Annotated in this window: 29 protein-coding genes and 2 pseudogenes; 19 read left to right on the forward strand and 12 right to left on the reverse strand. The window is 59.5% G+C overall.

Annotation, left to right across the window (positions count from 1 at the left end):
- Positions 1-32 precede the first annotated feature (32 nt).
- Complete coding sequence (locus tag JFU47_RS31260; RefSeq protein WP_201188167.1) at positions 33-518, forward strand: GNAT family N-acetyltransferase; 486 nt, start codon at positions 33-35, stop codon at positions 516-518.
- Positions 519-540: 22 nt separating this feature from the next.
- On the opposite strand, the gene JFU47_RS31265 is transcribed toward JFU47_RS31260, so the two are convergent.
- Positions 541-849, reverse strand: coding sequence for a panthothenate synthetase (locus tag JFU47_RS31265; RefSeq protein ID WP_201188169.1), 309 nt, complete (start codon positions 847-849; stop codon positions 541-543).
- A gap of 287 nt (positions 850-1,136) precedes the next feature.
- Here JFU47_RS31265 and JFU47_RS31270 point away from each other — a divergent pair, with 287 nt between their 5' ends.
- From JFU47_RS31270 to phnE, 4 genes are read left to right on the forward strand one after another with little or no spacing between them, the layout of a single operon-like run.
- Positions 1,137-1,988 (forward strand): putative selenate ABC transporter substrate-binding protein, encoded by an 852-nt coding sequence (locus JFU47_RS31270; protein WP_201188171.1) that lies wholly within the window; start codon positions 1,137-1,139, stop codon positions 1,986-1,988.
- Entirely contained in the window at positions 1,985-2,782 is a 798-nt protein-coding gene (locus tag JFU47_RS31275; protein ID WP_201188173.1) for a phosphonate ABC transporter ATP-binding protein, read from the forward strand. Before JFU47_RS31270 ends, JFU47_RS31275 begins: the two co-directional genes overlap by 4 nt.
- Positions 2,776-3,603 (forward strand): PhnE/PtxC family ABC transporter permease, encoded by an 828-nt coding sequence (locus JFU47_RS31280; RefSeq protein ID WP_123366384.1) that lies wholly within the window; start codon positions 2,776-2,778, stop codon positions 3,601-3,603. The genes JFU47_RS31275 and JFU47_RS31280 overlap by 7 nt, the downstream gene beginning before the upstream one ends.
- Entirely contained in the window at positions 3,600-4,367 is a 768-nt protein-coding gene (phnE, locus tag JFU47_RS31285) for a phosphonate ABC transporter, permease protein PhnE (RefSeq protein ID WP_201188175.1), read from the forward strand. The genes JFU47_RS31280 and phnE overlap by 4 nt, the downstream gene beginning before the upstream one ends.
- Positions 4,368-4,405: 38 nt before the next feature.
- Here phnE and JFU47_RS31290 read toward each other — a convergent pair whose 3' ends face one another.
- From JFU47_RS31290 to JFU47_RS31305, 4 genes are read right to left on the reverse strand one after another with little or no spacing between them, the layout of a single operon-like run.
- Positions 4,406-5,530, reverse strand: a complete 1,125-nt coding sequence (locus tag JFU47_RS31290; protein WP_201188177.1) for an agmatine deiminase family protein — start codon at positions 5,528-5,530, stop codon at positions 4,406-4,408.
- A gap of 29 nt (positions 5,531-5,559) precedes the next feature.
- A complete protein-coding gene (locus JFU47_RS31295; protein ID WP_201188179.1) occupies positions 5,560-6,663 on the reverse strand; it encodes an extracellular solute-binding protein in 1,104 nt (367 codons plus the stop codon).
- A gap of 1 nt (position 6,664) precedes the next feature.
- Positions 6,665-7,573, reverse strand: coding sequence for an N-carbamoylputrescine amidase (gene aguB / locus JFU47_RS31300; protein ID WP_201188181.1), 909 nt, complete (start codon positions 7,571-7,573; stop codon positions 6,665-6,667).
- 4 nt (positions 7,574-7,577) lie between these two features.
- Positions 7,578-8,630, reverse strand: coding sequence for an agmatine deiminase family protein (locus JFU47_RS31305; RefSeq protein WP_201188183.1), 1,053 nt, complete (start codon positions 8,628-8,630; stop codon positions 7,578-7,580).
- Between the two features lie 134 nt (positions 8,631-8,764).
- Here JFU47_RS31305 and JFU47_RS31310 point away from each other — a divergent pair, with 134 nt between their 5' ends.
- Positions 8,765-9,619 carry a LysR substrate-binding domain-containing protein gene (locus JFU47_RS31310; protein ID WP_201188197.1) on the forward strand — a complete coding sequence of 285 codons (855 nt, stop codon included), beginning with the start codon at positions 8,765-8,767 and terminating at the stop codon, positions 9,617-9,619.
- A gap of 8 nt (positions 9,620-9,627) precedes the next feature.
- Here the strand turns inward: JFU47_RS31310 and JFU47_RS31315 are convergent, their stop codons facing one another.
- Positions 9,628-9,978: a hypothetical protein gene (locus tag JFU47_RS31315; protein ID WP_446739652.1), complete on the reverse strand. Its 351-nt coding sequence runs from the start codon at positions 9,976-9,978 to the stop codon at positions 9,628-9,630.
- A 67-nt stretch (positions 9,979-10,045) separates the two neighbouring features.
- Between JFU47_RS31315 and JFU47_RS31320 the strand changes: the two are divergent.
- Positions 10,046-10,475: pseudogene (locus JFU47_RS31320) on the forward strand (tetratricopeptide repeat protein); the annotation flags it as partial.
- A gap of 64 nt (positions 10,476-10,539) precedes the next feature.
- Positions 10,540-11,034, forward strand: a complete 495-nt coding sequence (locus JFU47_RS31325; protein WP_201188199.1) for a PaaI family thioesterase — start codon at positions 10,540-10,542, stop codon at positions 11,032-11,034.
- 143 nt (positions 11,035-11,177) lie between these two features.
- Here JFU47_RS31325 and JFU47_RS31330 read toward each other — a convergent pair whose 3' ends face one another.
- Positions 11,178-11,768: a TetR/AcrR family transcriptional regulator gene (locus tag JFU47_RS31330; RefSeq protein WP_201188201.1), complete on the reverse strand. Its 591-nt coding sequence runs from the start codon at positions 11,766-11,768 to the stop codon at positions 11,178-11,180.
- Between the two features lie 195 nt (positions 11,769-11,963).
- On the opposite strand from JFU47_RS31330, the gene JFU47_RS31335 reads away from it, so the two are divergent.
- The 7 genes from JFU47_RS31335 to JFU47_RS31365 all read left to right on the forward strand — a co-directional run bounded on the left by JFU47_RS31335 (position 11,964) and on the right by JFU47_RS31365 (position 18,834).
- Positions 11,964-12,677 (forward strand): SDR family oxidoreductase, encoded by a 714-nt coding sequence (locus JFU47_RS31335; protein WP_201188203.1) that lies wholly within the window; start codon positions 11,964-11,966, stop codon positions 12,675-12,677.
- A 10-nt stretch (positions 12,678-12,687) separates the two neighbouring features.
- The gene (locus tag JFU47_RS31340; protein ID WP_201188205.1) at positions 12,688-13,596 is read left to right on the forward strand and encodes an alpha/beta fold hydrolase; all 909 of its coding nucleotides are present in this window, start codon (positions 12,688-12,690) and stop codon (positions 13,594-13,596) included.
- Positions 13,597-13,649: 53 nt separating this feature from the next.
- Positions 13,650-14,975 (forward strand): epoxide hydrolase family protein, encoded by a 1,326-nt coding sequence (locus JFU47_RS31345; protein WP_201188207.1) that lies wholly within the window; start codon positions 13,650-13,652, stop codon positions 14,973-14,975.
- 219 nt (positions 14,976-15,194) lie between these two features.
- A complete protein-coding gene (locus tag JFU47_RS31350) occupies positions 15,195-15,635 on the forward strand; it encodes a phage infection protein (RefSeq protein WP_201188209.1) in 441 nt (146 codons plus the stop codon).
- A 153-nt stretch (positions 15,636-15,788) separates the two neighbouring features.
- A complete protein-coding gene (locus JFU47_RS31355; RefSeq protein ID WP_201188211.1) occupies positions 15,789-16,361 on the forward strand; it encodes a chorismate mutase in 573 nt (190 codons plus the stop codon).
- A 147-nt stretch (positions 16,362-16,508) separates the two neighbouring features.
- Positions 16,509-16,937, forward strand: a complete 429-nt coding sequence (locus tag JFU47_RS31360) for a nuclear transport factor 2 family protein (protein WP_201188213.1) — start codon at positions 16,509-16,511, stop codon at positions 16,935-16,937.
- A 181-nt stretch (positions 16,938-17,118) separates the two neighbouring features.
- Positions 17,119-18,834 carry an amidase gene (locus JFU47_RS31365; RefSeq protein WP_201188216.1) on the forward strand — a complete coding sequence of 572 codons (1,716 nt, stop codon included), beginning with the start codon at positions 17,119-17,121 and terminating at the stop codon, positions 18,832-18,834.
- A gap of 149 nt (positions 18,835-18,983) precedes the next feature.
- Here the strand turns inward: JFU47_RS31365 and JFU47_RS31370 are convergent, their stop codons facing one another.
- Positions 18,984-19,373: a c-type cytochrome gene (locus JFU47_RS31370; RefSeq protein ID WP_201188218.1), complete on the reverse strand. Its 390-nt coding sequence runs from the start codon at positions 19,371-19,373 to the stop codon at positions 18,984-18,986.
- 113 nt (positions 19,374-19,486) lie between these two features.
- Here JFU47_RS31370 and JFU47_RS31375 point away from each other — a divergent pair, with 113 nt between their 5' ends.
- Entirely contained in the window at positions 19,487-19,795 is a 309-nt protein-coding gene (locus JFU47_RS31375; protein WP_123366360.1) for a DUF7693 family protein, read from the forward strand.
- Here JFU47_RS31375 and JFU47_RS31380 read toward each other — a convergent pair.
- Together JFU47_RS31380 and JFU47_RS31385 are read right to left on the reverse strand one after the other, a co-directional pair.
- Positions 19,779-21,053, reverse strand: coding sequence for a glucarate dehydratase family protein (locus JFU47_RS31380; RefSeq protein ID WP_201188220.1), 1,275 nt, complete (start codon positions 21,051-21,053; stop codon positions 19,779-19,781). The two genes, JFU47_RS31375 and JFU47_RS31380, sit on opposite strands and share 17 nt — an antisense overlap.
- The gene (locus JFU47_RS31385) at positions 21,050-22,447 is read right to left on the reverse strand and encodes an MFS transporter (RefSeq protein ID WP_201188222.1); all 1,398 of its coding nucleotides are present in this window, start codon (positions 22,445-22,447) and stop codon (positions 21,050-21,052) included. The genes JFU47_RS31380 and JFU47_RS31385 overlap by 4 nt, the downstream gene beginning before the upstream one ends.
- Positions 22,448-22,553: 106 nt before the next feature.
- Here JFU47_RS31385 and JFU47_RS31390 point away from each other — a divergent pair, with 106 nt between their 5' ends.
- The 3 genes from JFU47_RS31390 to cls all read left to right on the forward strand — a co-directional run bounded on the left by JFU47_RS31390 (position 22,554) and on the right by cls (position 25,763).
- Positions 22,554-23,456, forward strand: coding sequence for a LysR substrate-binding domain-containing protein (locus JFU47_RS31390; protein ID WP_201188224.1), 903 nt, complete (start codon positions 22,554-22,556; stop codon positions 23,454-23,456).
- Between the two features lie 257 nt (positions 23,457-23,713).
- Complete coding sequence (locus JFU47_RS31395; RefSeq protein WP_140679951.1) at positions 23,714-24,274, forward strand: lipid-binding SYLF domain-containing protein; 561 nt, start codon at positions 23,714-23,716, stop codon at positions 24,272-24,274.
- Between the two features lie 193 nt (positions 24,275-24,467).
- Positions 24,468-25,763 carry a cardiolipin synthase gene (gene cls, locus JFU47_RS31400; protein ID WP_242485191.1) on the forward strand — a complete coding sequence of 432 codons (1,296 nt, stop codon included), beginning with the start codon at positions 24,468-24,470 and terminating at the stop codon, positions 25,761-25,763.
- A gap of 298 nt (positions 25,764-26,061) precedes the next feature.
- Here the strand turns inward: cls and JFU47_RS31405 are convergent.
- Positions 26,062-26,217 (reverse strand): annotated as a pseudogene (locus JFU47_RS31405) (cysteine hydrolase); the annotation flags it as partial.
- Between the two features lie 206 nt (positions 26,218-26,423).
- Positions 26,424-26,783 (reverse strand): DUF6124 family protein, encoded by a 360-nt coding sequence (locus JFU47_RS31410; RefSeq protein WP_140679954.1) that lies wholly within the window; start codon positions 26,781-26,783, stop codon positions 26,424-26,426.
- Positions 26,784-26,854: the final 71 nt, after the last annotated feature.

Genomic DNA, 26,854 nt, shown 5'->3' on the forward strand with positions numbered 1-26,854 from the left:
GCAGCCATTGCGCGCCATCTTTAAGGAAGAACATGGACATTCGATTGACGGAAGCCAAAGACTGGATGTTTTTGAAGCAAGTCCGTCTTGCTGCGCTTCTGGACACACCGACAGCGTTTGGAGTGAGTTACCAAACGGCCGCTCATTACACTGACGAGCAGTGGATAGAACGCGCCTCGTCAGCGGCCGGACCGGAATTCTGGTTGGCCATCAAGGACGATAAATCGGTGGGGATGATAGGTGCGGGAGTCACTCAAGCGAATCGCTATAACCTGATCGGAATGTGGGTAGAACCCGCTGCACGTGGTTCTGGTGTGGCAGCTCAGCTTGTTGAGGCGGTGAAATCTCGCGCGATCGACAAAGGGCATGATCGCGTTTTTCTGGATGTCTCCCCGGACAATGCAAGAGCCTCGAATTTCTATCTAAAGCAGGGTTTCTCTTTCATCGATGAATGGGAACCTTTGGCCAGTCATCCACATATCAGGGTTCAGACCATGCTGTGGACTGTACGGAACTGACTAATCAGACGTGGCTGGCCACTCAGCACGCCCACGTTTGCCCCAGCGTCTCCAGACCGGCCTTTTGCAGATCCTGCGCGCTCATCACAATACGGAACTTGCAAGTGGCGTTAAAGTTGAGAAAAAAGGGCTCCGCCAAGGCGGGGATGTCGGAGGGGTCTTGTACGTCGACCACAAAAATCCCACCACGCAAGCCATCTTGCTCGGTAAAATACGCCGCCTCTGGTTTGATGCTGTTCAGGATGCGCTCAATAACCTCGCCCACCTTCCCGGCTTTGACAAGGGTGTTGAAGGGTTCATTAGGGCACTCGACCATCAGTAACATCTTCATCATTCAATCCTATGTTCAACTTGCACCTGTAGTGTCATCAAGAATAGCGAAGCCTGAGCTAACCCTCGTGCCGGGTTACGGGCGGTCATGAAACATGGCGATTTCGGGCTGCTAAAAGCGCTAGCCCAAGGATCATCCTGGCCGGATCGACGTCAGGCTTGTCGTACTAACAATTGGGCCAAAACGGTCAATTTCACTCCATTTCGTCTACCCTCACATGCGCCATGCAGCAACCCGCTTGCGCTTGGCGTATCGACATTGTTGCCTTAATGCACCGGAGATTTTTCATGCTCAACCGTACCCTGGCATTGGCTGTCGGCTTGACGCTGTCTTTTTGCACCCTGTTGGCGCAGGCCGCCGACACCCTGAAAGTCAGTGCGATTCCCGATGAAGCCCCGACCGAACTGCTCCGCAAGTTCAAGCCACTGGGCACCTACCTGGAACAAAAATTGGGCATGAAAGTCGAGTTCGTTCCCGTGAGCGACTATCCGGCCGTGGTCGAGGCGCTGGCCACCGACCGAATCGATATGGCTTGGCTGGGCGGCTTCACGTTCGTGCAGGCCCGCCTGAAAACCGGCAATGCCATTCCGCTGGTACAGCGCGAACAGGACGCCCAATTCACCAGCAAATTCATCACCGCCGACCCGGCCGTCAAGTCACTCGCCGACCTCAAGGGCAAGACCTTCGCCTTCGGTTCGGTGTCCTCCACATCGGGCAGTCTCATGCCGCGCTATTTCATGCTGAAGGACGGCATCAAACCGGAAACCTACTTCAGTCGCGTGGGCTATTCCGGCGCCCATGACGCCACTGTCGCCTGGGTCCAGGCCGGTAAGGTGGACGCCGGGGTACTGAACGCCAGCGTGTGGGAAAAACTGGTCGCCGCCGGCAAGGTCGACACCACCAAGGTCAGAGTGTTTGAGACCACCCCGGCCTACTTCGACTACAACTGGACCGTGCGCGGGACCCTCGACCCGGCGCTGGCGGCCAAGATAAAAGCAGCTTTTCTGGCTCTCGATCCCTCGAACCCGAAGGACAAGGAGATTCTGGATCTGCAGGCTGCCAGCCGATTCATCGAAACCAAACCCGAGAACTACAAGGGCATCGAGGAAGCCGCACGCGCTGCCGACCTGCTCAAATGACATTGCTTCTGACCCAGATCAACCTTACCCACGCCAACGGCGTCCAGGCGTTGCGTGGGGTGGATTTGCACATCGGTGCCAGCGAACAGGTCGCCATCATCGGCCCGTCCGGTGCGGGCAAGTCGAGCCTGCTCAACCTGCTGGCCACCGCCCTGCGACCGGACAACGGCGAGCTGCAGGTGCTCGGCGAGCGCGCCTGGCAGCTGTCTGCCCGTCAGCGTCAGCGTCTTCGCGCGCGCATCGGCCTGATCCATCAAGCGCCCCCGCTGCCACCGCGCCAGCGCGTGGTCACTGCGGTTCTGGCTGGAAAGCTGGGTCAGTGGGGGCTGGGCAAAAGTCTGCTGAACTTGTTGCGTCCGGTGGATATTCCGGGCGCACGTGCGGCGCTGGCCAGGCTGGACCTCAGCGACAAGTTGTTCGCGCATTGCCAGCAACTGTCCGGTGGACAGCTACAGCGCGTGGGCATTGCCCGCGTGCTGTATCAAGCGCCCGAGGTGTTGCTGGCCGATGAGCCGGTCTCGGCCATGGACCCGGTGTTGGCCGAGCACACGCTGTCGGTACTCTGCCGTCATGCCCGGCAGCACAACGTCACCCTGGTCGCCAGCCTGCATGCGGTGGAGCTGGCCCTGGCGCACTTTTCGCGCATCATCGGCTTGCGTGATGGACAGATCCTGTTCGACCTTGCGGCCAGCGAAGTCGACCGCGAGCTGCTCGACAAGCTCTACGCCAACGAACAACTGCAATCCCCACCGATTACTCCGGCGCCCTTGAGTGTGCAGATTCCCCGATGCTGACCCGTGATACCCGAGACCCGGCTACCCTGCCCCGCCTGCTGCTCATCTTGCTGGCCCTGGCCTTGCTGTGGCCGGGTATTCACTTCAGCGAGTTGGACCTCAGTGTTCTGGTGGCGAGTGACAGTCAGAGCGAGATGGGCCGGTTTGTCTCAGCCTTCTGGCCACCGGCCCATGGCGAGGAATTCATTGAGCTGTTAGTGCAAGCCACTCTGCAGACCCTGGCCATCGCCACGGCCGGCATGGCTCTGGCGTTGCTGTTGGCCGTCCCCGCCAGCCTGCTGGCCAGTCGTGCTCTGTCGCTGTCTGCTGCCTCCCGAGCCGGCCACCCAAGCTATTGGGGCCAATTGCTGCGTTGGCCGGTCCGCGGTTTACTGATCTTCCTGCGCAGCGTGCCGGAAATCGTCTGGGCGCTTTTGTTCGTGCGCGCCGTCGGCCTCGGCCCGACGGCCGGGGTGCTGGCCATTGCCATTACCTACAGCGGGATGTTGGGCAAGGTCTACGCGGAAATTTTCGAGTCGGTCGACCAGCGCCCGGCCCATGCACTGCTGCAGGCTGGCAGCGGTCGGCTCGCAGCCTTTTTCTACGGGATCCTGCCCAATGTCGCTGCCGAGCTGCTGTCGTACACGGTGTACCGCTGGGAGTGCGCAATCCGCGCCTCGGTGGTGATGGGTTTCGTCGGTGCCGGCGGTCTGGGCCAGCAAATGGACCTGTCGTTGCGCATGTTCGCCGGCGGTGAAGTGGCCAGTTTGTTACTGACGTTTCTCGTCCTGGTACTGCTCGCCGATCAACTCAGCCGCCTGCTGCGCTGGAGGCTGGCATGAACCGCCTGATCAACCTGATGCTGCTCCTGTGTATCGGCGCAGCGGTGGTCGCCTCGTTCATCTACCTGGGCATCGACCTCGGCGAGCTCGGTGGCAGCGGTAACCTGAAGCAGATGGGCGCTTATGCGCAACGCTTTCTCAGCCCCGACCTGAGCGCGGGCCATCTGCAAGCCATCGGCCATGGTGCCCTGGAAACCCTGGCCATGTCTGCCCTCGGCACCCTGCTCGCGGCGGTACTCGGCCTGTTTTTGGCATTGCCCGCGGCCGGGCGTTTCGGCTGGCCTTTGCAGAGCGCGTCGCGTCTGGTGCTCAACGCTTTGCGCGCGGTTCCGGAACTGGTGTGGGCGGCGCTGATGGTCCTGGCCGCCGGGCTCGGCCCCAATGCCGGCACCCTGGCCTTGGCCTTGCACACCACCGGCGTGCTCGGCCGGCTGTTCGCCGAAGCACTGGAAAACACCCCACCCGAACCGGCCGAAGCCATCCGCCTGCAGGGCGGCAATGCCGTTTGGGCTTTCTGTTACGGATCACTGCCCAACCTGTTGCCACAACTACTGGCCTACATCCTGTACCGCTGGGAAAACAATATCCGCATGGCCAGTGTGCTCGGCTTCGTCGGTGCCGGTGGTTTGGGGCAAATGCTCTATGTCAGCCTCAGCCTGTTCCAGGAAGCTCAAGCCAGCACGGTCATTCTGGCGATGCTGTTGCTGGTATTTGCTGTCGACACATTGAGCAGTTGGAGCCGTCAACGCTGGGTCAAGGCCTGACGGCTTCGCAGATCCGGATGGCAAAGCGTTGATCCAGACTAAGCCAACGGTTGGTGACTGGTCACACAGTGGATACCGCCGCCACCGGCAGAGACTGCGTCGATGTTGAGCTGTACCACTTCACGGTCCGGGTAGAGTTCCGACAATAAATCAAAGGCTTTGGAGTCTGCCGCCCTGTCACCAAACTCGGGCGCAATGACCGCCCCATTGATCACGAAGTAGTTGATGTAGCCAGCCGCAAAGTCCGGGTTGTTGCGGCTGAACTTGCTCTTACGTGGGTTGAGCGGTGGCGACACGGTATGCACCTGCAGCTTGCGGCCATCGGCATCCGTGGCATTGTTGAGAATGTCCAAATGGGCCCGCGTGACGCCGTAATCGTATGACTGAGGGTCGTTGTCGAGGTTGGCGATCACAACGCCGGGCTTGACAAAACGGGCGTAAAAATCGACGTGGGCATCCGTGATGTCCTTGCCTTTGATCCCCGGCAGCCAGATGATCTTGCGCAAGCCCAAGCGCGCTTTCAGCTCTTGCTCGATCTCGGCCTTGCTCCAATCGGGGTTGCGGTTGGCATTGATCCAGCTGCTTTCGGTCATGATCCCCGTGCCGTGACCATCCACTTCGATACCTCCGCCCTCGCCCACCAACTCGCTGCGGATATGGCGGGCATCAACGGTGCTCGCAACCAAAGCGGCCAGTTGCGCATCCTCGCCGTGCTGCTGTTTGTTGCCCCAGCCGTTGAAGTTGAAATCCACGGCGCCGAGCCCGCCGTCCCCATCAATGACAAAGTTGGCGCCAGTATCGCGCATCCAGATGTCGTCGAGTTCGCTGGTGACGTAGGTGATGTTAGCCGTGCCGCAATATTCTTCGGCCAGCTCCCGCTCACCCTCACGACAGAACACGGTCACCGGTTCATATCGCGCGAGGGTGCGAGCGATCAGGCCAATGGCGGCTTGTACGTCGGGGGTGAAATCCTCCCAGATCGCTTCCTGTGCGCCAAATGCGATGAAGGCCCCCTGATGCCTGTCGCCTTCATCCGGCATACGCCAACTGTCGGGCGTAGCCGCTTGCGCGCAAAGGGGTGTCAGGCCAAGCCCGATAGACGCTGCCGCGCCCAAACCGGCGACGACCGATACCTGCTTGATGAACTCACGACGCGTCGACATGTGTTGCTCCCTGGAATATTTGTCTGAAGTCATTTCGCGGTGGCCGTCTTGAACTTGGTCCAGGTGCGCATGCGCGCCCGCATATCGGGCTGGGGAATGTCCTTGCCCGGAATCAGCCGTGTGTAAGTGGCCTCATCGAGGTAAATATCCGGGTTGTTGCGCATGGACTCATCGACGCTCGCACGTGCCTTGGCATTGGAGGTGGGGTAGCCGGTGAAGTTACTGATGGCAGCCATGTTGTCCGGGCGCATGACGAAGTTGATGAACGCATAGGCGTATTCCGGATGTCTGGCGTCGACCGGAATCGCCATGGTGTCCATCCACACCGTGGTGCCTTCACGGGGGATGCGGTATTGGAACATGGCGTGCTTGCCGGCGGAATCCGCCGTCCGTTGCGCCTGCGTCATGTCGCCGCTGTAACCGAGCGACAGGCACAGGTTGCCGTTCACCAGGTCGGTGACCGGCTGCGACTGGAACTTGCGGATGTACGGCCGTAGTTTAAGCAACAGTTCACTCGCCGCGGCCAGGTCCTCGGGCTTGGCGCTGCGTGGCTCGCGGCCCAGGTAGTTGAGCACCACCGCCAGCACTTCGTCGGGCGAATCGATCATCGAAATGCCGCAGTCGGCAAATTTGGCAGCCAGTTCCGGTTTGAACAACATGTCGAGACTGTTGACCGGAGCATCCGGTAAACGCTGTTTGATCTGCTCGGCATTGTAGGTCAGGCCGATGGTGCCCCAGGTGTAAGGGACGGTGGCCTGGCGCGAATACTCGTAGTGCGTTCGCAGCTTCTGCAAGCCAGGTTCGATGTCATCCAGGGCCGTGAGTTTTGACCGGTCCAGCGGTTTCAGGCTGCCGGCGCGCATCAAGCGTTCGGCGACGGTGTCACCCGGGAAGATCAGGTCATAACCGCTGCCGCCGGCGAGCATTTTGGCTTCCAGTGTTTCACTGCCATCCATGACGTCGTAGATCACTTTGATCCCGGTTTCGGCGGTGAATTTGGCCAGCGTGTCCTCGGCAAAATAGTCGGCCCAGTTGTACAGCCTGAGGGTTTTTTCTTCCGCGTGCAGCGCCGGCAAGGCACAGCCCAGCGCCAGGCCCAAGGCGCCGCTCAACAGTTTATTGATCGAGTGCATATCAAACCTCTTGAGTCTTCCAGCGTGCATGGGTGTGACGACCGTCCTGAGTCAGCAGCGCGCCGTACATGTCCGGACGGCGATCGCGGTAAATGCCCCAGCTCAAGCGCTCTTCGCGCATGGCGGCCAGGTCCAGGCTTTGCACTAGCACGCCGGTGCTGTCGCGGTCGGCCTCGGCAAGCAACTTGCCCTTGTGATTGCAGATAAACGACGAGCCGTAGAAGCTCATCTGCAAGGTCGGATCGGTGGTCGCCGCCTCTCGGCCGACGCGATTGGCCGCCACCACCGGCAGCAGGTTGGCGGCGGCGTGGCCGCGCATGGTCATCTGCCAGTGGTCCCGGGAATCCAGCGTCGCGCAGCCAGGCTCAGAACCGATGGCGGTGGGAAACAGCAAGACTTCAGCGCCCATCAACGCCAGGCAGCGCGCGGTCTCGGGGAACCACTGATCCCAGCAGATCCCCACACCCAGGCGCCCGAACGCCGTGTCCCAGGCACGAAAACCGGTGTCGCCGGGGCTGAAGTATTCCTTCTCCTGATAGCCGATGGCGTTGGGAATGTGGGTCTTGCGATACACCCTCAGCAGGCGCCCATCGGCATCGGCCACGCACAAGGAATTGAAGTAGGCACTGCCGGCCTTCTCGAACCAGCTCAGCGGCAGCACCACTCCCAACTCTTTGGCCAATGCGGCAAAGCGCTTGAGTACAGGGCTGTGTCGATATTCTTCAGCCAGCTCCAGGTGCTTGTGGTTTTGCTCGATGCAGAAATACGGCGTGGCAAACAGCTCCTGCAACAGGATGACCTGGGCGCCTTTGGCCGCGGCCTCGCGCACAAGTTGCTCGGCCTGATCGAGGTTGTGTTGCAGGTCCCAGGTGCAGGGCATCTGGGTGGTGGCAATGGTCAGAAGCGTCATGGCATCAACCCTCCACCGGCCAGGCGGGCTGTTGCTGAGTGATGCAATGCACACCGCCACCGCCGTGGGCCAGGTGATTGATCCGCACCGGCACCACTTCTCGCCCGGGGAACGCCTGAGCCAACACTTCGGCCGCGACGTTGTCGGCATCAATGCCGTAGGCCGGCATGATGATGGCGCCGTTGGCGATGTAGAAGTTGGTGTAGGAGGCGCAGAACACTTCGGCATCGGTGTCCACGGCATCGGTGGCTTCATACAATTCGATCAGCTCGAACTGTCGGCCTTGGGCATCGGTGGCCAGCTCCAGGGCTCGACGGTTTTCGCGGGCCACTTCGGCATACACCGAGTGCTGGTCGTGGGTGGCGTCCACCAGCAACACGCCAGGGCGGGCGAACGCGCACACGCCATCGACGTGGCCATCAGTCATGTCGCCGGTCACATAGTCCGGATCGCCTGGCAGCCAGATCGTCTTCTTCACGCCCAGCAGACGCGCGAAGATTTCCTCCATCTGCGCCTTGTTCATGCCCGGGTTGCGATTGGGGTTGAGCAACACCGACTCGGTGGTGATCAGCGTGCCCTCGCCGTCCACATGGATGGCCCCGCCTTCATTGCTCAGCGCGGTACCAAAGCACTCCACGCCCAAGTGATTGAGTGCGCGACGAGCCAGGCTTTCGTCCAGATCATGGGCCGACTTGCCGCCCCACGCGTTGAAGCGCCAGCTCACCCCGGCCAGGCCTTGTTGCGGATGGCAGACGAAGCTCGGACCGGAGTCCCGGCACCAGCTGTCGTTCACCGCCAGCTCGATCAATTCGATGTTCGGCCCACATAACGCTTTGGCACTGGCGATCGCAGAAGGGTCGACGACCAGTTTCACCGGTTCGAAACGGGCGATGGCGTTGGCGACGCGAGCGAAGTCCTCTTGCACCTGAGGCAATGTCACGCCCCAACCGGACTCCCAGAGTGCGGTGTTGTGTGGCCAGACCATCCAGGTGGCGGCGTGCCTGACCCACTCGGCCGGCATCATCCAACCGCTGTTTCGAACTTCATTCTGCTGCATGACAAGTACCTTTAAGTTAAGTCATTGTGTTCAATGAAAACTGCTTGGGTGGTCCTGGCATGCATGCTACGGCCGTAAAATCAGGCAAACAAACGATGGATTTAGCGGACAAATGATTAGAGGAACTTATCAATATGCTCAAGCACTGGCCGCCTCTCAGCACCCTTCGCGGCTTTGAAGCCGCCGCCCGCCTGGGCAGTTTCCACAAGGCGGCCGCCGAATTGCACCTCACCCAATCGGCGATCAGTCAGCAGATCCGCAGCCTTGAGGCGTACCTCGAACAACCCTTGTTCTTTCGCAGTGGACGCAGCGTCAGCCTGACCGATGCCGGGCACGACCTGCTCAGCACCACCCAGGCGTTGCTGCAACAATTGGCCGTCGGCATTCGCCGCCTCGGGCAGTACCAGAAACCCAATCAACTGGTGCTCAACACGACGCCGGCGTTCGCCCGTCACTGGCTGCTGCCACGCTTGGGGGATTTTCGCCGCGAACACCCGGACGTTGATCTGTGGATTTTCAGTACCGATGAAGTCCCGGACATGACCACCCAGACCATCGACCTCGCAGTGCGCGATGACATCAGCTCCCAGGCCGAGTGCAGCTTCAAGGTGCTGCACGCCGACCGCCTCTATCCGGCGTGTCACCCGAGCCTGTTGGCACTGCCACGGGAACAACGCACAACCCTGCATGGCGAGCGGGAAATGGATTGGAGTCACTGGGCGGTGGAGGCTGGCATCGATGTGGGCCAGAAAGATCAGGGGCTGAATTTCTCCGACCCCGGCCTGCTGCTGGACGCCGCGTGCGCGGGGCTCGGTATCGCCCTGGTCAGCCGGTTATTGAGTCGGCAGGCGCGCGCCCAGGGATTGTTGCAACCCTTGGTGGAACAAACCATTCGCGGCCCGAACTGGGCCATGCTGACCCATCGTGACAGTGAGAATAATGCGTTGGCGCGAAGCTTCAGTGAGTGGCTGCTGGCTAACCTGGACTGAGTGAAGCCTCACGCTACGGTTCGCGCTGTGCGTACTTTCGCGTATTTCGACAGTCCGATCTTGATGCCAACCAGCATGGGCGCGGCGACTACAAAAAGCAGGGCGACAGCAATGAACGCGGTGTCGAAGGCAATCACAGTGGCTTGACCTGACACGATCCGGCCCAGAAGACTCACCGCTACACGGCCGGCGGCCGCTGCATCCATCCCTTTCACCGACAGCATGGCTGTCGTGGTCGTCAGCCGTTCGATGACCGCAGTTCCTCCCGGGGTGACATTGGCGCCGAGGACCACGGCATTGGCGAAGACGTTATGGTCGATCAGTGTCTGGAGTCCTGCGACGCCCATCAGACCACCCAACTGGCGCCCCGTATTGAAGAGACCTATACCGCAGGCGAGGTTTCGGCTGTTGAGGCCGCTGAAAGCGATCAGCGTGATCGATAGAAACAGGAAGCCAAGGCCCAACCTCCTCCCGCCTGGTACCTGGGCGGTATCCTGCGCGCACTGCGCGGTGAAACAGACGAAGCGATTGAGCATTTGACGCATGCCGTTCGTTTGAGTCCGCTGGACCCGGAAATGTTCAGGATGCAGGTCGGAATGGCGCTCGCGCATTTCTTCGCCGGGCGCTTCGACACCGCTTCTGCCTGGTCGGAAAAGGCGCTGGGGAACCTGCCCAGCCTCCTGGTCCCGGCGGCCTTGGTGGCAGAATGGACAAAGCGAAACAGGCGATGCAGCGCCTGCAAGAGCTGGATCCATCGTTGCGCGTCTCCAACCTGAAAGACTGGCTGCCCATCCAGCGGCCCGAGGATTTCGCGCGCCTCGCGGATGGACTGCAGCGGGCGGGGTTGCCCGAGTGACCGAAGCCCGATTGCAGCGTTAAAATCCGACGGTTTGGTTCACATTTTTGAGGATGACCACGGTATGTCCAGGCTCGACATCTCCCTGCAAGACACCGCCGCACCTGAAGGCGTTTGTTACGGCTGCGGCAGCAGTAATCCGCACGGGCTTCACATCAAGAGCTTCTGGCATGAGGACGGCGTGCATGTCATGGCCGAACACGTGCCCGATGCCAAGTATTGCGGCTGGCCGGATCTGGTTTACGGCGGACTGACAGCGATGCTGGTTGATTGCCATTCAAACTGGACGGCGATGGCATATCACTACCGTATGGAACGCCGCGAAGTCGGGAACCTCCCACGCATCAATTGCGTCACTGGCAACCTTGGCATCAAGTTCATCAAACCGACACCGATGGGTGTACCGCTGACCCTGCGTGCGAAAGTCGAAGGTGAAGTCGGACGCAAAACTCGCGTCATCTGCGAGGTCTATGCGGGGGATGTGCTGACGGCTATTGGAGACTCCATTTTTGTTCGCGTAGATACCGAGCAACTGGCAGCCGTTGCTCATAGTCGGTAGGTTGCCTCCACGCACGCCGGCCTCGCCAAATGCGGTTCATTTGCAGCGAATTGCTGGTCTGATGGGGCCGTCAGTTGCAGTTATTGCTGGCCGAGAATCGTGTCAAATGCAGTCCGGCGCGTTTTTATCGCATGTCTTTCCAATTAGTCCGGTTTGCGGAGCGCGGCGTCGATAATGTGACGCACGCCCCTCAGTGCCTGGGCCGACACCTCCGGTCTGGCCTTCGCCGTGGCACGTGCAACCGAGAGGCCGCCAACCATTGCGGCAACGATGCCCATGGCGATCGCAAGCGCGTCGGCGCCAGGATTGTTGGCCGCCACTCTGCGCTCGAACGCCCGCACCAGCACCAGGTAGCCCTCGGTAAACTTTGAGCTGATCGCCACATCCTGGCGGCCAATTTCGCTGGCTGACGCGGCCATTGCACAGTGGTCGGCGTAATCGTCGCGTTTATCGACGGACAGATAGTCGCAGAGAAACCGTTCCAGGTCCGGCTCGCCGTCCACCGTACCCGAATAGAGCTTGGCATTGCTCTGCTCCAGGCTCCACGCGAGCGCCTCGGCTGCCAGCGCTTCCTTGGATGGGAAGTGTGCGTACAGCGCGCCGTGGGTCAAACCAGCCGACTTGCTGATTTCGGCAACGCCCACGCCATCGATCCCTTTCTGCTGAAACAGGCGGCTCGCCGTCTCCACCAATGCAGCGCGATTGGCTTCTGATTTTTCTTTCGAGATTTTCATGATGAGGCTCCTATGCGTTCATTCTTGCACACTATGATTGCACTCACAATGAACAAAAACCCTATACTAGCAAGGCTTTATTACGCCGCTAATATTTGTCTTGACTTTAATAAATGCGACCACCATTATTAATTCAATGATTGCGATCGCAATCTTACAGGGCGAAAGCCGCTTATCCAACCAGAGCACACCATCATGAAAATAAAAAATTCCGTTGCCTTCGTTACCGGCGCCAACCGTGGTCTCGGTCTTGCGTTCGCAAAAGAACTCGTGGCCCGCGGCGCGAGCAAGGTGTATGCCGGGGTGCGCAATCCCGAAGGCGTCGACATTCCGGGCGTGATCGCCATTCGCCTCGACGTCAGCGACCCGGCATCGGTTGCCGCGGCTGTGGCCCAAGCGGGCGACGTGACACTGCTGGTCAACAATGCAGGCATTGCCCGCATCCTGCCATCCATGCTTGATCCTGGCCTGGTAGAAGCCGCTCGCGAAATCTTCGAAACCAATTACTACGGCGTCATGCACGTCAGCCTGGCCTTCGCTCCTGTGCTTAAAGCCAACGGCGGCGGCGCGATCGTCAACGTCCTGTCGGATGCGACCTGGGTCGCTGCGCCTTTCCTGTCCGCTTACGCGGCATCGAAAGCGGCAGCGTGGAGCTTCACCAACTCGCTGCGGCTCGAACTCCATGGCCAGGGCACCAACGTGCAAGGCCTGCATGTGGGCTTCATCGACACCGACCTGACCCATGGTTTTGACGTGCCAAAAGTCCAGCCATCCGAAGTCGTGATCCAGTCGCTGGACGGCGTGGAAGCCGGCCTGCAAGAAGTGCTCGCAGACAAAGGGACACGCGCCATCAAAGCCAGCCTGTCTACTGAGCAAGCGGCTTATCTGAATCCCGAAACCGTCGCGTGAGGAGCACACCATGCACCTCTTCCAACGGCTAGCCCTCGGGGCGGCATTCTTTGCCATCGCAGTCAGCGGCGCCATTGCCGCGCCGACTGCCACGCACAACAGTGCACCCAATCAATTCGTGGAAGCTGACGGAGTGCGTTATGCCTATCGTCACTTCGGGGCGGAGACTGGCATTCCTGTCATCTTGCTCCAGCACTTTCGCGGCAATATGGATTACTGGGACCCGGCAGTGACCGATGGCCTGGCAAAGCAGCGCCCGGTCTACCTGTTCGACAATGCTGGCGTGGGTCTTAGCAGCGGCGAAACACCCGATTCATTCGAAGGTATGGCCGACCACGTTGCCGCATTTGCCCGCGCCCGCGGGTTGACGCAAGTAGACGTGCTTGGCTTTTCAATCGGCGGCATGGTGGCGCAGGAAGTTGCGTTGCGTCATCCACAACTGGTGCGCCGGCTGATCCTGGCGGGAACGTCGCCGCGCGGCGGGGTCTCGGGACATGATCCACGGGTTCCGGGGATCGCGCTGCGCGAATCGATCGCCACGCAAGAAGAGACCGCTTACCTGTTCTTCGATCCGACGCCGTCAAGCCAGCAGGCGGCCCGGGAATTCTGGGAAAGGCGCCACCAGCGCACGGAAGACCTCGACAAGCTCAGTTCGATGAAGGTCATCGCAGCCCAAGGGGCGGCGCTGGGCAAATGGAGCATTCCCGGTGACGGCACTTTTTCGCAATTGAGCAAGATTACCCAGCCAACTCTGGTGGTCAACGGCAGCAAGGACGTGATGGTGCCCACCGAGAACTCCTACACGCTGCAACAGCATATTCCGAACGCCAAGTTGCTCATCTATCCAAGCTCGGGACACGGTGCATTGTTCCAATATGCCAACGATTTCGTGCTGCAAGCCAATGCCTTCCTGAACTAGATCGGAACCCATCGCGCTCGAAACTATCGCCCCAATACCCCTGGAGAACGACCATGTCAGCACTATCGTTTGCCGCGTTCCGGCGCGGCCTGTTAGCTGTTTCAGCAACCGCTGGTGCCATCGCACTGGTCGCCCTCGTCTCGCCCACTTACGCCCGGGCCAGTACGACGCCGCAGGTTGTCGTCACCGTCGAGAAGGACAGCGCGATTCGTCCATTCAAGGTCAACATCCCTGAAGACGCGGTTGCCGATCTGCGCAAGCGCGTACTGGCGACCCGTTGGCCCGACCGTGAAACGGTCAACGATCAATCTCAAGGTGTACAACTGGCAAAACTGCAGGCGCTGGTGGGCTACTGGGGCACGCAATATGACTGGCGCAAGGTTGAAACCCAACTCAATGCCTTGCCGATGTTCGTGACCAACATCGACGGCCTCGACATCCAGTTCATCCACGTCAAATCGAAACATCCCAACGCCCTGCCGTTGCTGCTCACCCACGGCTGGCCCGGTTCGATTCTGGAACTGACCAAAGCCATCGGCCCGCTGACCGACCCAACGGCCTACGGCGGTCGAGCCGAAGATGCCTTTGACGTAATCATTCCCTCAATGCCCGGCTACGGTTTCTCGCAGAGACCCACCGACGGCGGCTGGGGTCCTGACCGTATCGGCGCGGCGTGGGATGTGTTGGTGAAGCGCCTGGGCTATAAGCGCTACGTGTCGCAAGGTGGCGACTGGGGATCGGTGATCGCCGACGCCATGGGACGCCAGGCACCACCCGGCTTGCTGGGTATCCACGTGAACATGCCGGCCACCGTGCCAGCCGATGTCGCCAAGGCGATCAACGACGGCACCCCGCCTCCCGCCGGTCTGTCGGCCAAGGAGACCGCGGCCTATGAGTCGCTGAAAACCTTCTTCAGCAAAAATGCGGCTTACGGCGCCATGATGAGCACCCGGCCACAAACCGTCGGCTACGGCTTGTCGGATTCACCGGCAGGGCTGGCCGCGTGGATGTTCGATAAGTTCAACCAGTGGACCTACAGCGGCGGCGATGCGGAAAAATCCCTGACCAAGGACGAAATACTCGACGGTATTTCACTCTATTGGCTGACCAACAGCGCCATCTCGTCTGCTCGCCTGTATTGGGAAAACAACACCAACAACTTCAATGCCGTGGAACAGAAGACCCGGGATATCAAGATCCCTGTCGCCGTGACTGTGTTTCCGGGCGAAATCTACCAGGCGCCGAAAACCTGGACCGAGCGCGCCTATCCAAACCTGATCTATTTCAACGAAGTGGATAAGGGCGGGCATTTCGCAGCATGGGAACAACCCGAGTTGTTCGCCAAGGAACTGCGCGCAGCCTTCCGCACCTTGCGCTAAGTATTGCGTTGCATTGGCCTGCCCATTGTCCTGATGGGCAGGCCGTACCACCGATTTCCGTCCGCAAGGACGTCGCGGTTCTGGCTGAGCGGTAGAGCCAACGACTGGAGGATCATTGCCGGCGTCGATAGTCACCATCACCTCAATGAAGTTCTCATAAAAAATCCGCGGCGTAACATCAGCCCCATACCAAACAACTACACCCCGGAGCACACCATCATGAAACGCCAAATCCTCCTCAGCATCGCTTTCTCGGTTTTTGCAGTTAACGCTTTCGCCGCTACCTCTGCTCACCCCGTTGTCGCTGAAGGCGGCTCGGATCGTCTGATTGAAAGTCGTGTGGCTGAGGGTGGTTCGGATCGTTTGATTGAAAATCGTGTGGCCGAAGGTGGTTCGGATCGTCTGATCGAAAAACGCGTCGCTGAAGGTGGTTCGGATCGTCTGATCGAAAAACGCGTCGCCGAAGGTGGTTCCGATCGTCTGATCGAACACCGCGTCGCCGAAGGTGGCTCCGATCGTCTGATCGAAAAACGCGTCGCTGAAGGTGGTTCGGATCGTCTGATCGAAAACCGCGTCGCCGAAGGTGGTTCGGATCGTCTGATCGAAAAACGCGTCGCTGAAGGTGGTTCGGATCGTCTGATCGAAAGCCGCGCTGCATAAATGAATAGCTTTACCGAAGCACTCAACGAAAAGCCCGGCCTGACAAGCCGGGCTTTTTCGTGCACAAAATAAATCGATCCCTGCTTAATGCCTCCGCCACACCTGTGATACATAACACCTGATTGTGAGTCCCGTACCCGATGAGGTTTGCCGATGCCCCGTTCCCCACATTTACCGCAACTGCTGATCTGCGCCGTCCTCGGTTTACTCGCCAGCAGCGCACAGGCCAGTGTGCCCTCCCCGGTACCCGATAGCTTGCAACCGCTGCTGGTGACGTTGAACGAACGTCTGAGCATTGCTGATCTTGTGGCGCTGACCAAGTGGGACAGTGGCAAACCGATCCAGGACAGTGCCCGGGAAGCGCAAGTCATCGCCAACGCCAGGAAGCTGGCCGTTGAGCGCAAACTGGACCCCGACGAGTTCGCCGAATTGATCGCCGCCCAGATTGAAGCCAACAAGCTGGTGCAGTACGGGCTGGTGGCCCAATGGCGAGCGGCTGGCAAAGCGCCTGACACGCCGCGACCAGACCTCGCCAATCAAATCCGGCCACAGCTTGATGAGCTGCAAAACCGCCTGTTGCAGCAATACGCCGCCTTCGCGCCCTATCGCAATGACCCGGAATGCGCGAACTGGCTAGCCAAAGAACGATCCAGCCTGATCAAGGACGGCCTGCATGGTCAGGCACTGATACGCGCCACCGGGGAGCTGTGTGTCGCTGATCAGTGACTGAGTAGCTTTAAAGCGGTCTCTGAAAAGAAGCCCGGCCTGATCAGCCGGGCTTTTTTTTGTGAGCTACTTTTAGTGCATCCGCAGGGTCGCAAGTCGATCCTGGCGGCACTATTGAATGTCACACGGCAAACCATCGGAGTTGAAATGTCTGAACTGAAATTGCATCCCAAAGCCGCAGAATCCCTGAACCAGTGGCACGACATGATCAGCAAGGGTGACTTGAGCGCCTTGCCCGGTTTGTTGGACCCACAGGCGATATTCCGCTCCCCGATGGCTCACACGCCTTACTCGGGTGCGGCCGTGGTATCGATGATTCTCAACACGGTCATCGAGGTATTTGAGGATTTTGTCTACCTCCGGGAACTGTCGACCGCAGACGGGCTGAACGTCGTCCTGGAGTTCAGCGCCAGCGTCGGCGGAAAAACGTTAAAGGGCATCGACATGATCCGGTTCAACGAACAAGGAAAAATCGTTGAGTTTGAGGTGATGGTCCGTCCCTTGAGTGGTCTGCAAGCCTTGGGCGAGCAAATGGGACAACGCCTTGGCGCTTACCTGGCGGCCAGCAAAGCCTGAAGACGTTGCATCGCCTTGGGCGATGCCTCTGCTCCCGGCTTGGTGTTAAATAGAGCGCGTAAAGCAGCGCAACGAGAACACCGATGAATACCCTTTTTGAGATTAATGATGTCCCTGAGCCCAACATTCAGCGTGATGGAAACATTCATCGCATCGCCCATCAGCAGACGGTGGTAACAGCATGATCGAGGTCACCGAAGTTTCCATTGCCGAACTGCGTGCTGCGCTCGAATCTGGTCGAACCACTGCGGTTGAGCTGGTCCAGGCCTATCTCGCCAGGATCGATGCCTACGACGGACCCGACACGCCGACCGCCCTCAACGCGGTGGTGGTTCGAAACCCCGAGGCGCTCGACGAGGCGCAGGCGTCCGATGCCCGTCGGGCCAAGGGCGAGACGCTGGGTCCGCTCGATGGCATTCCCTATACGGCCAAGGACAGTTACCTGGTGAAGGGGCTCACCGCTGCCTCTGGCAGTCCGGCCTTCGCGAACCTGATTGCTTATCGCGATGCATTCACGATCGAACGGCTTCGCGCTGCTGGCGCGATCTGCCTGGGCAAAACCAACATGCCGCCCATGGCAAACGGCGGCATGCAGCGCGGGGTCTACGGCCGCGCGGAGAGCCCGTACAACGCTGACTATCTCACCGCCCCCTTCGCCTCGGGTTCATCGAACGGCGCCGGTACGGCAACTGCCGCCAGCTTCGCGGCATTCGGCCTCGCGGAAGAAACCTGGTCGAGCGGACGCGGCCCTGCATCGAACAATGGTTTGTGTGCCTATACACCTTCGCGCGGGGTAATCTCGGTGCGCGGCAACTGGCCGTTGACGCCGACGATGGACGTTGTCGTGCCATTTGCCAGAACCATGGCCGACCTGCTCGAAGTGCTCGACGTGGTGGTGGCGGATGATCCCGACACCCGTGGCGATCTGTGGCGGATGCAACCCTGGGTGCCGATTCCGAGCGTCGCTTCGGTGCGCCCCGCTTCCTATGCCGAGTTGGCGGTGAAGTCCGATGCACTGGCTGGAAAACGCTTTGGCGTTCCGCGCATGTACATCAACGCGGATCCGGATGCCGGCACGAGCGATGCACCTGGCATCGGTGGTCCGACGGGGCAGCGAGTCGTCACCCGCCCTTCCGTGATCGGGCTCTGGGCAGAGGCGCGCAAGGCACTCGAAGCTGCCGGTGCGCAAGTGATCGAAGTCGATTTCCCGCTAGTCTCCAATTGCGAAGGTGATCGCCCTGGTGCGCCGACCGTATTTACGCGGGGCCTGGTGTCCAAAGAGTTCCTGCATCATGAGTTGTGGGACCTGTCGGCCTGGGCGTTCGATGATTTTCTGCGGGCCAATGGCGATCCCAAGTTGAACCGCCTGGCCGATGTCGACGGACCGCTGATTTTCCCCCACGACCCGGGCACTCTCCCCAACCGGGAGGACGACCTTGCCGCAGGCATGGACGAGTACGTGAAGATGGCCGAGCGCGGCATTACCCCGTGGGACCAGATCACCACCGTTTCTGACGGACTGCGCGGACTTGAACAGACGCGTCGAATCGATCTTGAGATTTGGATGGATCGGTTGAGGCTCGATGCGGTGCTGTTCCCGACGGTTGCCGACGTGGGTCCGGCGAATGCCGATGTCGATCCGAAATCTGCGGATATCGCGTGGAGCAACGGCATCTGGGTTGCCAACGGCAACCTCGCCATCCGGCACCTGGGCGTTCCCACAGTCACGGTGCCGATGGGCGTCATGCCGGACATCGGCATGCCCGTCGGGCTGACATTTGCCGGTCGTGCCTATGACGATTCGACGCTGCTGCGCCTGGCTTCAGCGTTCGAGTCGATCGGGTCAAAACGATTGATCCCGCCTCGAACCCCATCCTTGCCGGTTGGCAAACAATAGAAAGAGCGGGATTGGGGCGTTACACACTCCAATCCCGTCCACTGGTTGACCGTCGCCCCGGAATTCAGCGCCAACGTCGACGAAAAAGTGAGGAATTTTTTCGACGAGGCGCAAACGGCCATGAAATGCCTTACGTACGTCACAAAGCCCTATTGCGGCTGAAACGTCTGAAGGTACGCCAACAGGTTGTCGATCTTTTCCGGGTCGCTGAGCCCCCAGAAAATCATGCGAGTACCGGGTACTACTTCTTTTGGAGCTTTGAGGTACGCGGTCAGTGTTTCACGGGTCCAGACGATACCGGCTGATTTCATCGCATCAGAGTATTGGTAATCCGTGGTGCTGCCCGAAGGGCGTCCAAAAATGCCATTGAGCTGCGGCCCGAATGAACCGCGCGCCGACTCCCCGACCTGATGGCAGCCACCGCATATCCGCTTGAACAGTGTCGCACCCGCTTCAGCATCGCCGGCTGCCTGTGCTTGCGTGCTGAATAATCCTGCATTGAGCATCAGGGCGAAGGTGAGTACCGCGGCTTTCTTCATGTAGGGTTCCAGATCAGTAGGTGTTCACAGCACAAGCTCGCGGAGATTTCACCATGATCGTCTATTCTGTGCACCCCGATTCTACGCAAGCCACGAACTCACCGGAGACACCTGTGCTACCCCTGACCGCCCGCGAGGTTTACCAGCAATTGCGCGACGCCGCGCTGGAAGTTCGGCTTCTGAAGCGCCTCGACGAACAATCCGAGCCGGGCCAGGTACAGGTCGAAATCGAGGGTTGGCGTCTGACCCTCGACTTCGACGGCAATCACCTGCGCCACTGCCAACGGTGCCAGAGCCCGGACGGCCGCGAGGGTGAGTTCGACAGTTGGCAACGTTACGGCACCGACCCGGTCAGTTTGCTCAGCACCTGGGAGCTGGCACAGATAGAGCGTTTGCTGACTGAACTCAAAACCGCGGTTTGACCGCCTTCCACTCCGGCTTGTAACGCTGCATCTGTTTCACGTCATCGCGCTGACGAATGCCGCACGTCAGGTACTGGTCATGCAGCTTGCCCAGTTGATCGTGATCCAGTTCCAGGCCCAACCCGGGGGCGCGGGTGATTTTCACGCAGCCATCGACGATGGGTATTTTGCCGCCCTTGATCACTTCTTCATCCGGTTCCTGCCACGGGTAATGCGTGTCGCAGGCGTAATCCAGATTGGGCACCGCGGCGGCGACATGCGCCATCGCCATCAGGCTGATGCCCAAATGGGAGTTGGAATGCATCGACACCCCTAAGCCAAAGGTCTCGCACATTTTCGCCAGCGCCTGGGTGTCGCGCAGGCCGCCCCAGTAGTGGTGGTCGGCGAGGACGATCTGCACGCTGTTCAACGCCACGCTGCGGCGGAACTCATCGAAGTCGGTGACCACCATGTTGGTCGCCAGCGGCAGGCCGGTGCGCTTGTGCAGTTCGGACATGCCGTCCAGGCCCGGCGTCGGGTCTTCGTAATATTGCAGGTCATCGCCCAGCAGTTCGGCCATGCGGATCGAGGTTTCCAACGACCAGTTGCCGTTCGGGTCGATGCGCAACGGGTAACCGGGGAAAGCCTTTTTCAGCGCCTTGATGCACGACACTTCGTGCTCCGGCGGCAGCGTGCCGGCCTTGAGCTTGATGCTCTTGAAACCGTTGGCCTCGATCATGCGTCGGGCCTGGGCGACGATCTGTTCTTCGTTTAGCGCTTCGCCCCAACTGTCGGGTTTGTAGGGTGAGTCGACGTGCTGGGCGTACTTGAAGAACAAGTAGGCGCTGAACGGAATTTCGTCGCGAATCGCACCGCCCAGCAAGTCCACCAACGGCACGTTCAACGAGTGCGCCTGCAAATCCAGGAACGCCACTTCGAACGCCGAATACGCATTGCTCACCGCTTTGCTGGCATGGGAGCCGGGCGCCAGTTCCGCACCGGCAATGCTCGCCGGTTTGCTCGCCGCCACAGTGGCCTGCACGATGCGGCGCAGTTGATTGAGGTTGAACGGGTCGAGGCCGATCAACTGGTCTTGCAGTTGCTGCTGGATCAACAGCGCCGGGGTGTCGCCGTAGCTTTCACCGAGGCCAATGTAGCCGTTGTCGCTTTCAATCTCGATGATCGAGCGCAGCGCAAAGGGTTCGTGAATACCACTGGCGTTGAGCAGCGGCGGATCACGGAAGGCGATTGGGGTGACGGTGACTCGTTTGATTTTCAAGAGGCTGCTCCCTTTGGATCAGGTTTCAAAGCTGGGTGACTTATAGATTTTTGTGGTGCCGCGTCGGCGGCAGGTTTGCCGGTCAGCGCCCGAAGCGCATCGCCACGCGGTGCCGTGCGGGCGAAAAAGATCACCACGGCCGCGACCAGTGATGTGGCCGCCAAACCGTAGAGGCCGCCTTCGATGGAGCCGGTTTTTTGCTCCAGGAAACCGAACGCCGTCGGGGCGACGAAACCGCCGAGGTTGCCGATGGAATTGATCAAGGCGATCACCGCGGCGGCGATGCGAGCGTCCAGATAGCCTTGCGGAATCGGCCAGAACAATGCGGAGGCGGCCTTGAAACCAATGGCGGCAAAACAGATGGCGACGAAGGCGAAAATCGGCCCGCCGGTGGTGGACATGAACATGCCGAACGCGGCGATCACCAGAGTCAAGGCCACCCAGGCTTGCTGGTGTTTCCATTTGCTGGCCATGGCGGCGAAGCCATACATCGCGATGATCGAAATGATCCACGGAATCGAGTTGAACAGGCCCACCTGGAAGTCGCCGAGGTTGCCCATTTTCTTGATCATGCTCGGCAGCCAGAACGTGGCGCCGTAGATGGTCAGGGCGATGGAAAAGTAGATGAAGCAGAACAGTGCGATTTGCTTGTCGGCCAGCAGCTTGAACATCGACGGCTTGACTGTCTGTGTGGCCTCGCGGGCCTGTTGTTCCAGGGCGATGGCGTCAACCAGTGCGTCCTTTTCTTCGGCGCTCAACCATGTCGCCTCGCGGGGATGGGATTGCAGCCAGAACCACACAAATCCACAGAGCACGATCGAGGCAAAGCCTTCAATCAGGAACATCCACTGCCAGCCATGCAGGCTGAAACCGCTGACATTCAACAGCGCGCCGGAGACAGGACCGGAGATCACCGAGGCAATGGCCGAACCGCTGAGGAAAATCGCCATGGCTTTGCCACGTTCGGTCGACGGCAGCCATTGGGTGAAGTAGTAAATGATGCCGGGAAAGAACCCCGCTTCGGCTGCACCGAGAACAAAACGCAGGACATAGAAGCTGGTTTCACCGCGCACAAACGCCATGGCCATTGCTGCCGCGCCCCAGGTGAACATGATGCGCGTCAGCCAGGCGCGAGCGCCGTAGCGTTGCAGCAGCATGTTGGAGGGAACTTCGAAGATCGCGTAACCGATGAAGAACAACCCGGCACCCAGGCCATAGGCGGCTGCGCCGATGCCAAGGTCGGTTTCCATGTGGCTGCGCACGAAGCCGATGTTGACCCGATCGATGTAGTTGACGATGAACATCACCACGAACAGCGGCAACACATGGCGCTTCACCTTGGCCGCTGCGCGGGCGAGTACATTCGGGTCCGGCGGACTCTGGACGGCATTCAAGGGGCAACTCCCAATCATTGTTTTTTTAGGGACAGGCCGATGATGGACGCAGGTATTGATCCCGTCTAATCTAACTTGGCATTCGATTGATACCGGAATTAGATCAATGTTCGAACTGACCCAACTGCGCTGTTTCACCACCGTGGCGACTGAACTGAATTTCCGCCGTGCCGCCGAACGGTTGAACATGACTCAACCGCCCCTCAGTCGACAGATTCAACTGCTGGAACACCACCTGGGCGTCGAACTGTTCACCCGCACCACCCGCAGCGTCGCCCTGACCGCCGCCGGCCGCGCCTTCTTCATCGAAGCGCAGAACCTGCTGGAGCGCGCCCAGCAAGCCGCCGTCACCGCCCGCCGTTTTGCCGAGGGCGACATCGGCTCGGTCAACATCAGTTTCGTTGGCAGCGCGGTGTATGAATTCCTGCCCAAAGTCATCGCCGAAGCACGGCTCAAACAGCCGCATGTGAAAATCGACCTGACGGAGATGAACACCTACCAGCAGCATGAAGCCCTGCGTGCGCGGCGTATCGATCTGGGCATCGTTCGAGCGCCGTTGCTGGAGCCTGGATACGCCACCGAATGCCTGGTGCGTGAACCGTTTGTATTGGCGGTGCCGAGCAGTCATCGGCTGGCGAGTGCAGAAACCGTCTCGGTCAACGACCTCGATGCGCAACCGTTCCTGATGTACTCCCACGCCGCCTACCCACCGTTCAACGAACTGCTGACCGGCATGCTCCGCTCTGCCCGCGTCGCCCCGGAGTACGTGCAATGGCTCGGTTCATCGTTGACCATCCTGGCCTTGGTCAACGCCGGAATGGGCCTGGCCCTGGTGCCTCGCTGCGCCACCAGCGTGGTGTTCAAGAACGTGGTGTTTCGCGATATCGATTTGGGCGAAGGTGTGCAGAGCGAGCTGCATTTGATCTGGCGCGAGAACAATGACAACCCGGCATTTGCGATGTTGCTGGAAGGCATTCGAAGGGCTGTGCGAGAAGGATGGGGTATTTGAGTTTGTCGTTGCCGGGCATTTCTTTTGGGGTCATCAACCACTTTGCCTCAGACAACGAACCCGGCCATTGCGCAGTGGTCCAACCAACTGATGGCATCGCGACTGATCACCGGCCTTGGGCCTGGTTCATTCAAAAGCGAAGCTTTGCTATTCACACACATCAGGGTGCGCCGGATAACGTTCAGTAGGTTCGGATCCTGTCTGGTGCAGGCGCTGACTGCTGCTCCCATCCCCTGCTCCCTTACCGGAGTACGAAAATGACTCAGTCAATGCGCTTCTTCCTCTCAATCTTCCTCGCGACAGCCTCATTGGCATCAGCGAGCCTCCTCAACACTGCAGGTGCGGCAACCGCCGAGGACCTGAATGCCGACTCCAAGCAAGCGTTGCAAACGCTTTACAAGGCCTCACCCGTTGCCAAAGACATTTCGCAGAAAGCCAAAGCGGTGCTGGTCTTCCCGAAAATCATCAAGGCCGGCCTCGTGTTTGGTGGCAGCTATGGCGAAGGCGTGCTGATGAAGGGCTCGAAAGTGGATAGTTATTACAACTCCGTAACGGGGTCATGGGGGCTGCAGGCAGGCGCCCAATCGTACGGTTATGCGTTGTTCCTGATGACTGACAAAGCCGTGAACTATGTTCGTGAGACCAAGGGCTGGGAAGTCGGCGTGGGGCCAACCGTTGTCGTGGTTGACGCAGGGGTCGCGAAGAATCTGTCGAGTTCGACACTCAAGGACGATGCCTACGCGTTCATCTTCGACCAGCAAGGGTTAATGGCTGGGGTGAGCATCGAGGGCACGAAGATTTCCCTGATCAAGCGCTGAAACCCGTCCATCAAGGCGTCTTGCGTAGTCCGCAAGGCGCCCGGACAGAGCGCTATCACCGTCCTCGCCAAGAGGGGGCCTAATGAATCTTCTAACCCGATGTAAGGGTGCATGTATTGCCCTGGTGCTAGGCGTGGTTGTGCTCCTGACATTTGTGATTGGCTCCAGTGCTTTGCCGAGGATAGTGCCCGACATGGCTCGCGCTCCTTCTGCGCCAGTGCAACTCGACGGGATAAACGGACCTCTGTCAGCCGAGCGCAGCAAAGCCATTCTCGACCGACTCAAGTCCACCGGAGCAGAGACCAACATCTTCGATGTGCACCTCGCAATCGAAGAATCCGTTGCCGGTAACCCGCTAACGGAAGGAAACAAGATCGACTTGCTGCAGGACGGTCCCAGCACCTACCAGTCGATGATCAAAGCCATTGAAGCTGCGCGCGACCACATCAACATGGAGACCTACATCCTCGACGATGATGAAGTCGGTCAGCGTTTCTCCGCCGCACTGATCGCTCAGCAACAAAAAGGCGTACAGGTCAATCTGATCCGTGACAGCGTCGGAACCCTTGGCACACCCTCAGCGTTTTTCTCTCGATTGACCGACGCGGGCATCAAAGTGCTGGAGTACAACCCAGTCAATCCGGCGACGGCGAAAGTGGGTTGGGACGTGAACCAGCGCGACCACCGAAAGCTGCTGATAGTGGACGGCCGTATTGCCTTTCTCGGCGGGATCAACATCAGCAGCGTCTATTCGGGGGGGTCGTTCAGCGCTCACTCGAAAACTCGTCCAACGGGTGAATTACCCTGGCGAGATACCGACTTGCGCATCGAGGGGCCCGTGGTTGCGGACCTGCAGAAGCTGTTCATCGGAACCTGGACGACCCAGAAAGGTGAGCCACTCGCGGCTCGCCACTACTTTCCGCCACAGGAGCGCAAAGGCACCGAAGTGATTCGCGCCATCGGTAGCTCGCCAGATGAGCCGTTCAGCCAGATCTATGCGACGTTGATTTCGGCGCTGCATAGCGCGCAGACCGAGATATGGCTGACTAACGCCTACTTTGTGCCCGATCCGCAGTTGTTGGCGGCACTCAAGGAGGCGGCAGCACGTGGCGTCGACGTCAAGCTGGTGCTGCCCAGCAGCACCGATTCATGGCTGGTGTTCCATGCCGGACGTGCCTACTACAGAGAACTGCTGGAGGCCAACGTCAAGCTTTACGAACGCCGTGATGCGCTACTCCACGTCAAGACTGCCGTCATCGATGGTGTGTGGTCGACTGTCGGCTCCACCAACCTCGACTGGCGCAGTTTCCTGCACAACGATGAAGTCAACGTCGTTGTGCTGGGCACCGGATTTGCAAAAAAGATGCAGGCGGCATTCATGGCTGACCTGGCCAAGTCGAAGGAAATCAAGCTGGAAAAGTGGCAGCGCCGCTCGCTCGCTTCGAGAGCCAAGGAGCAGATGGGGCGACTGTGGGGATACTGGCTATAAGTCGGGTCGCGCGGTTGCAAATGAGCAACGGAGCCAGGTGTGTTGCGCAATGGAATTGCCAGTAAAGGTGCAGTACCTTGTGGTTGTAACGACCACATTTCGCAATCCATTCAGGTTGAGAGGTGGAATTCATGAACAACATCATCTACATCGTCGGGGTAGTTGTAATTGTCGTGGTTATCCTGTCGTTTCTCGGGTTTGCATAGAATCGAAGAGCGTCTCGTATTGACAAGGCTGTACCCCGCACCGCGAGGCACAGCCTGGTCGCGCTTGACCTATTTGGCCTTTAGAAACTCCACAGGTTCGCCGCCATGCCCGCCAATATGATTTGCGACACGCCGTGCTTGCGCGGCTGCAGCGCCAGGTCATTGGTTTCCGGGCCATAAACCATGTGCGGTGAAGCAATGATGGTTTTGCCGTCGAGGATGTAGGGCTTGTACTCGGGCATGAAGTCGCCGCAATACCTGTGGGAGCGAGCTTGCTCGCGATGAACGATGACGCGACATCCCAGGCCTGACACAAAACCAATCACCGGTCAGCAACGGCAACCGAGAAACCTGTGGCGAGGGAGCGTGCTTCCGCTGGGCCGCGCAGCGGCCCCCAAAAGGGAAAAACTGCCCAACCCAACGTCAGTCACCCACTCACCCCAGCAGACCGCACTTACGCAGGTGGTTCAATTTTATCCAGCAATCGGTTTGCCGTGATTTCGGCCACCATGACGCTGTTGGAAATGCCCAACAGGGAATAGCGCGAGCAACCCTCCAAGAGGTCCGCCAACTCGTGGACCATCACATCAACCGAGGCCAGGGTTTCGACCAGAAAAACCGCCAGGGTTTCGGTCGTGGCCTCTGGGTCCACGTAAAACAGAGTGCTGCGAGTTCGCGGGGTGGCTTTGATGTCGGCAATCGACGGGAAGTGGTAATTGAGAGCCCGCTCGGCGGCTTCGTTGAGTTTTTTTGAATCGGGTTCGTACGGGGAGACCGGATCGGTGTCCGGCGGGTTGGGTGTGACCTTGAACATGTTCAGTACTCCAATTTGGAGCCGTCACCGTGTCGCTGCTAAACGATGGGTGGCAGCTGAGCGCAGGTTAG

The organism is Pseudomonas sp. TH39(2020) (assembly GCF_016650715.1).
GTDB lineage: Bacteria > Pseudomonadota > Gammaproteobacteria > Pseudomonadales > Pseudomonadaceae > Aquipseudomonas > Aquipseudomonas mandelii_C.

What these genes read in the sequence shown, in the direction of transcription:
- JFU47_RS31260 (WP_201188167.1), top strand. Translation starts at nt 33, where the DNA reads ATGGACATTCGATTGACGGAAGCCAAAGACTGGATGTTTTTGAAGCAA.
- JFU47_RS31265 (WP_201188169.1), bottom strand. Translation starts at nt 849, where the DNA reads ATGAAGATGTTACTGATGGTCGAGTGCCCTAATGAACCCTTCAACACC.
- JFU47_RS31270 (WP_201188171.1), top strand. Translation starts at nt 1,137, where the DNA reads ATGCTCAACCGTACCCTGGCATTGGCTGTCGGCTTGACGCTGTCTTTT.
- JFU47_RS31275 (WP_201188173.1), top strand. Translation starts at nt 1,985, where the DNA reads ATGACATTGCTTCTGACCCAGATCAACCTTACCCACGCCAACGGCGTC.
- JFU47_RS31280 (WP_123366384.1), top strand. Translation starts at nt 2,776, where the DNA reads ATGCTGACCCGTGATACCCGAGACCCGGCTACCCTGCCCCGCCTGCTG.
- phnE (WP_201188175.1), top strand. Translation starts at nt 3,600, where the DNA reads ATGAACCGCCTGATCAACCTGATGCTGCTCCTGTGTATCGGCGCAGCG.
- JFU47_RS31290 (WP_201188177.1), bottom strand. Translation starts at nt 5,530, where the DNA reads ATGTCGACGCGTCGTGAGTTCATCAAGCAGGTATCGGTCGTCGCCGGT.
- JFU47_RS31295 (WP_201188179.1), bottom strand. Translation starts at nt 6,663, where the DNA reads ATGCACTCGATCAATAAACTGTTGAGCGGCGCCTTGGGCCTGGCGCTG.
- aguB (WP_201188181.1), bottom strand. Translation starts at nt 7,573, where the DNA reads ATGACGCTTCTGACCATTGCCACCACCCAGATGCCCTGCACCTGGGAC.
- JFU47_RS31305 (WP_201188183.1), bottom strand. Translation starts at nt 8,630, where the DNA reads ATGCAGCAGAATGAAGTTCGAAACAGCGGTTGGATGATGCCGGCCGAG.
- JFU47_RS31310 (WP_201188197.1), top strand. Translation starts at nt 8,765, where the DNA reads ATGCTCAAGCACTGGCCGCCTCTCAGCACCCTTCGCGGCTTTGAAGCC.
- JFU47_RS31325 (WP_201188199.1), top strand. Translation starts at nt 10,540, where the DNA reads ATGTCCAGGCTCGACATCTCCCTGCAAGACACCGCCGCACCTGAAGGC.
- JFU47_RS31330 (WP_201188201.1), bottom strand. Translation starts at nt 11,768, where the DNA reads ATGAAAATCTCGAAAGAAAAATCAGAAGCCAATCGCGCTGCATTGGTG.
- JFU47_RS31335 (WP_201188203.1), top strand. Translation starts at nt 11,964, where the DNA reads ATGAAAATAAAAAATTCCGTTGCCTTCGTTACCGGCGCCAACCGTGGT.
- JFU47_RS31340 (WP_201188205.1), top strand. Translation starts at nt 12,688, where the DNA reads ATGCACCTCTTCCAACGGCTAGCCCTCGGGGCGGCATTCTTTGCCATC.
- JFU47_RS31345 (WP_201188207.1), top strand. Translation starts at nt 13,650, where the DNA reads ATGTCAGCACTATCGTTTGCCGCGTTCCGGCGCGGCCTGTTAGCTGTT.
- JFU47_RS31350 (WP_201188209.1), top strand. Translation starts at nt 15,195, where the DNA reads ATGAAACGCCAAATCCTCCTCAGCATCGCTTTCTCGGTTTTTGCAGTT.
- JFU47_RS31355 (WP_201188211.1), top strand. Translation starts at nt 15,789, where the DNA reads ATGCCCCGTTCCCCACATTTACCGCAACTGCTGATCTGCGCCGTCCTC.
- JFU47_RS31360 (WP_201188213.1), top strand. Translation starts at nt 16,509, where the DNA reads ATGTCTGAACTGAAATTGCATCCCAAAGCCGCAGAATCCCTGAACCAG.
- JFU47_RS31365 (WP_201188216.1), top strand. Translation starts at nt 17,119, where the DNA reads ATGATCGAGGTCACCGAAGTTTCCATTGCCGAACTGCGTGCTGCGCTC.
- JFU47_RS31370 (WP_201188218.1), bottom strand. Translation starts at nt 19,373, where the DNA reads ATGAAGAAAGCCGCGGTACTCACCTTCGCCCTGATGCTCAATGCAGGA.
- JFU47_RS31390 (WP_201188224.1), top strand. Translation starts at nt 22,554, where the DNA reads ATGTTCGAACTGACCCAACTGCGCTGTTTCACCACCGTGGCGACTGAA.
- JFU47_RS31395 (WP_140679951.1), top strand. Translation starts at nt 23,714, where the DNA reads ATGACTCAGTCAATGCGCTTCTTCCTCTCAATCTTCCTCGCGACAGCC.
- cls (WP_242485191.1), top strand. Translation starts at nt 24,468, where the DNA reads ATGGCTCGCGCTCCTTCTGCGCCAGTGCAACTCGACGGGATAAACGGA.
- JFU47_RS31410 (WP_140679954.1), bottom strand. Translation starts at nt 26,783, where the DNA reads ATGTTCAAGGTCACACCCAACCCGCCGGACACCGATCCGGTCTCCCCG.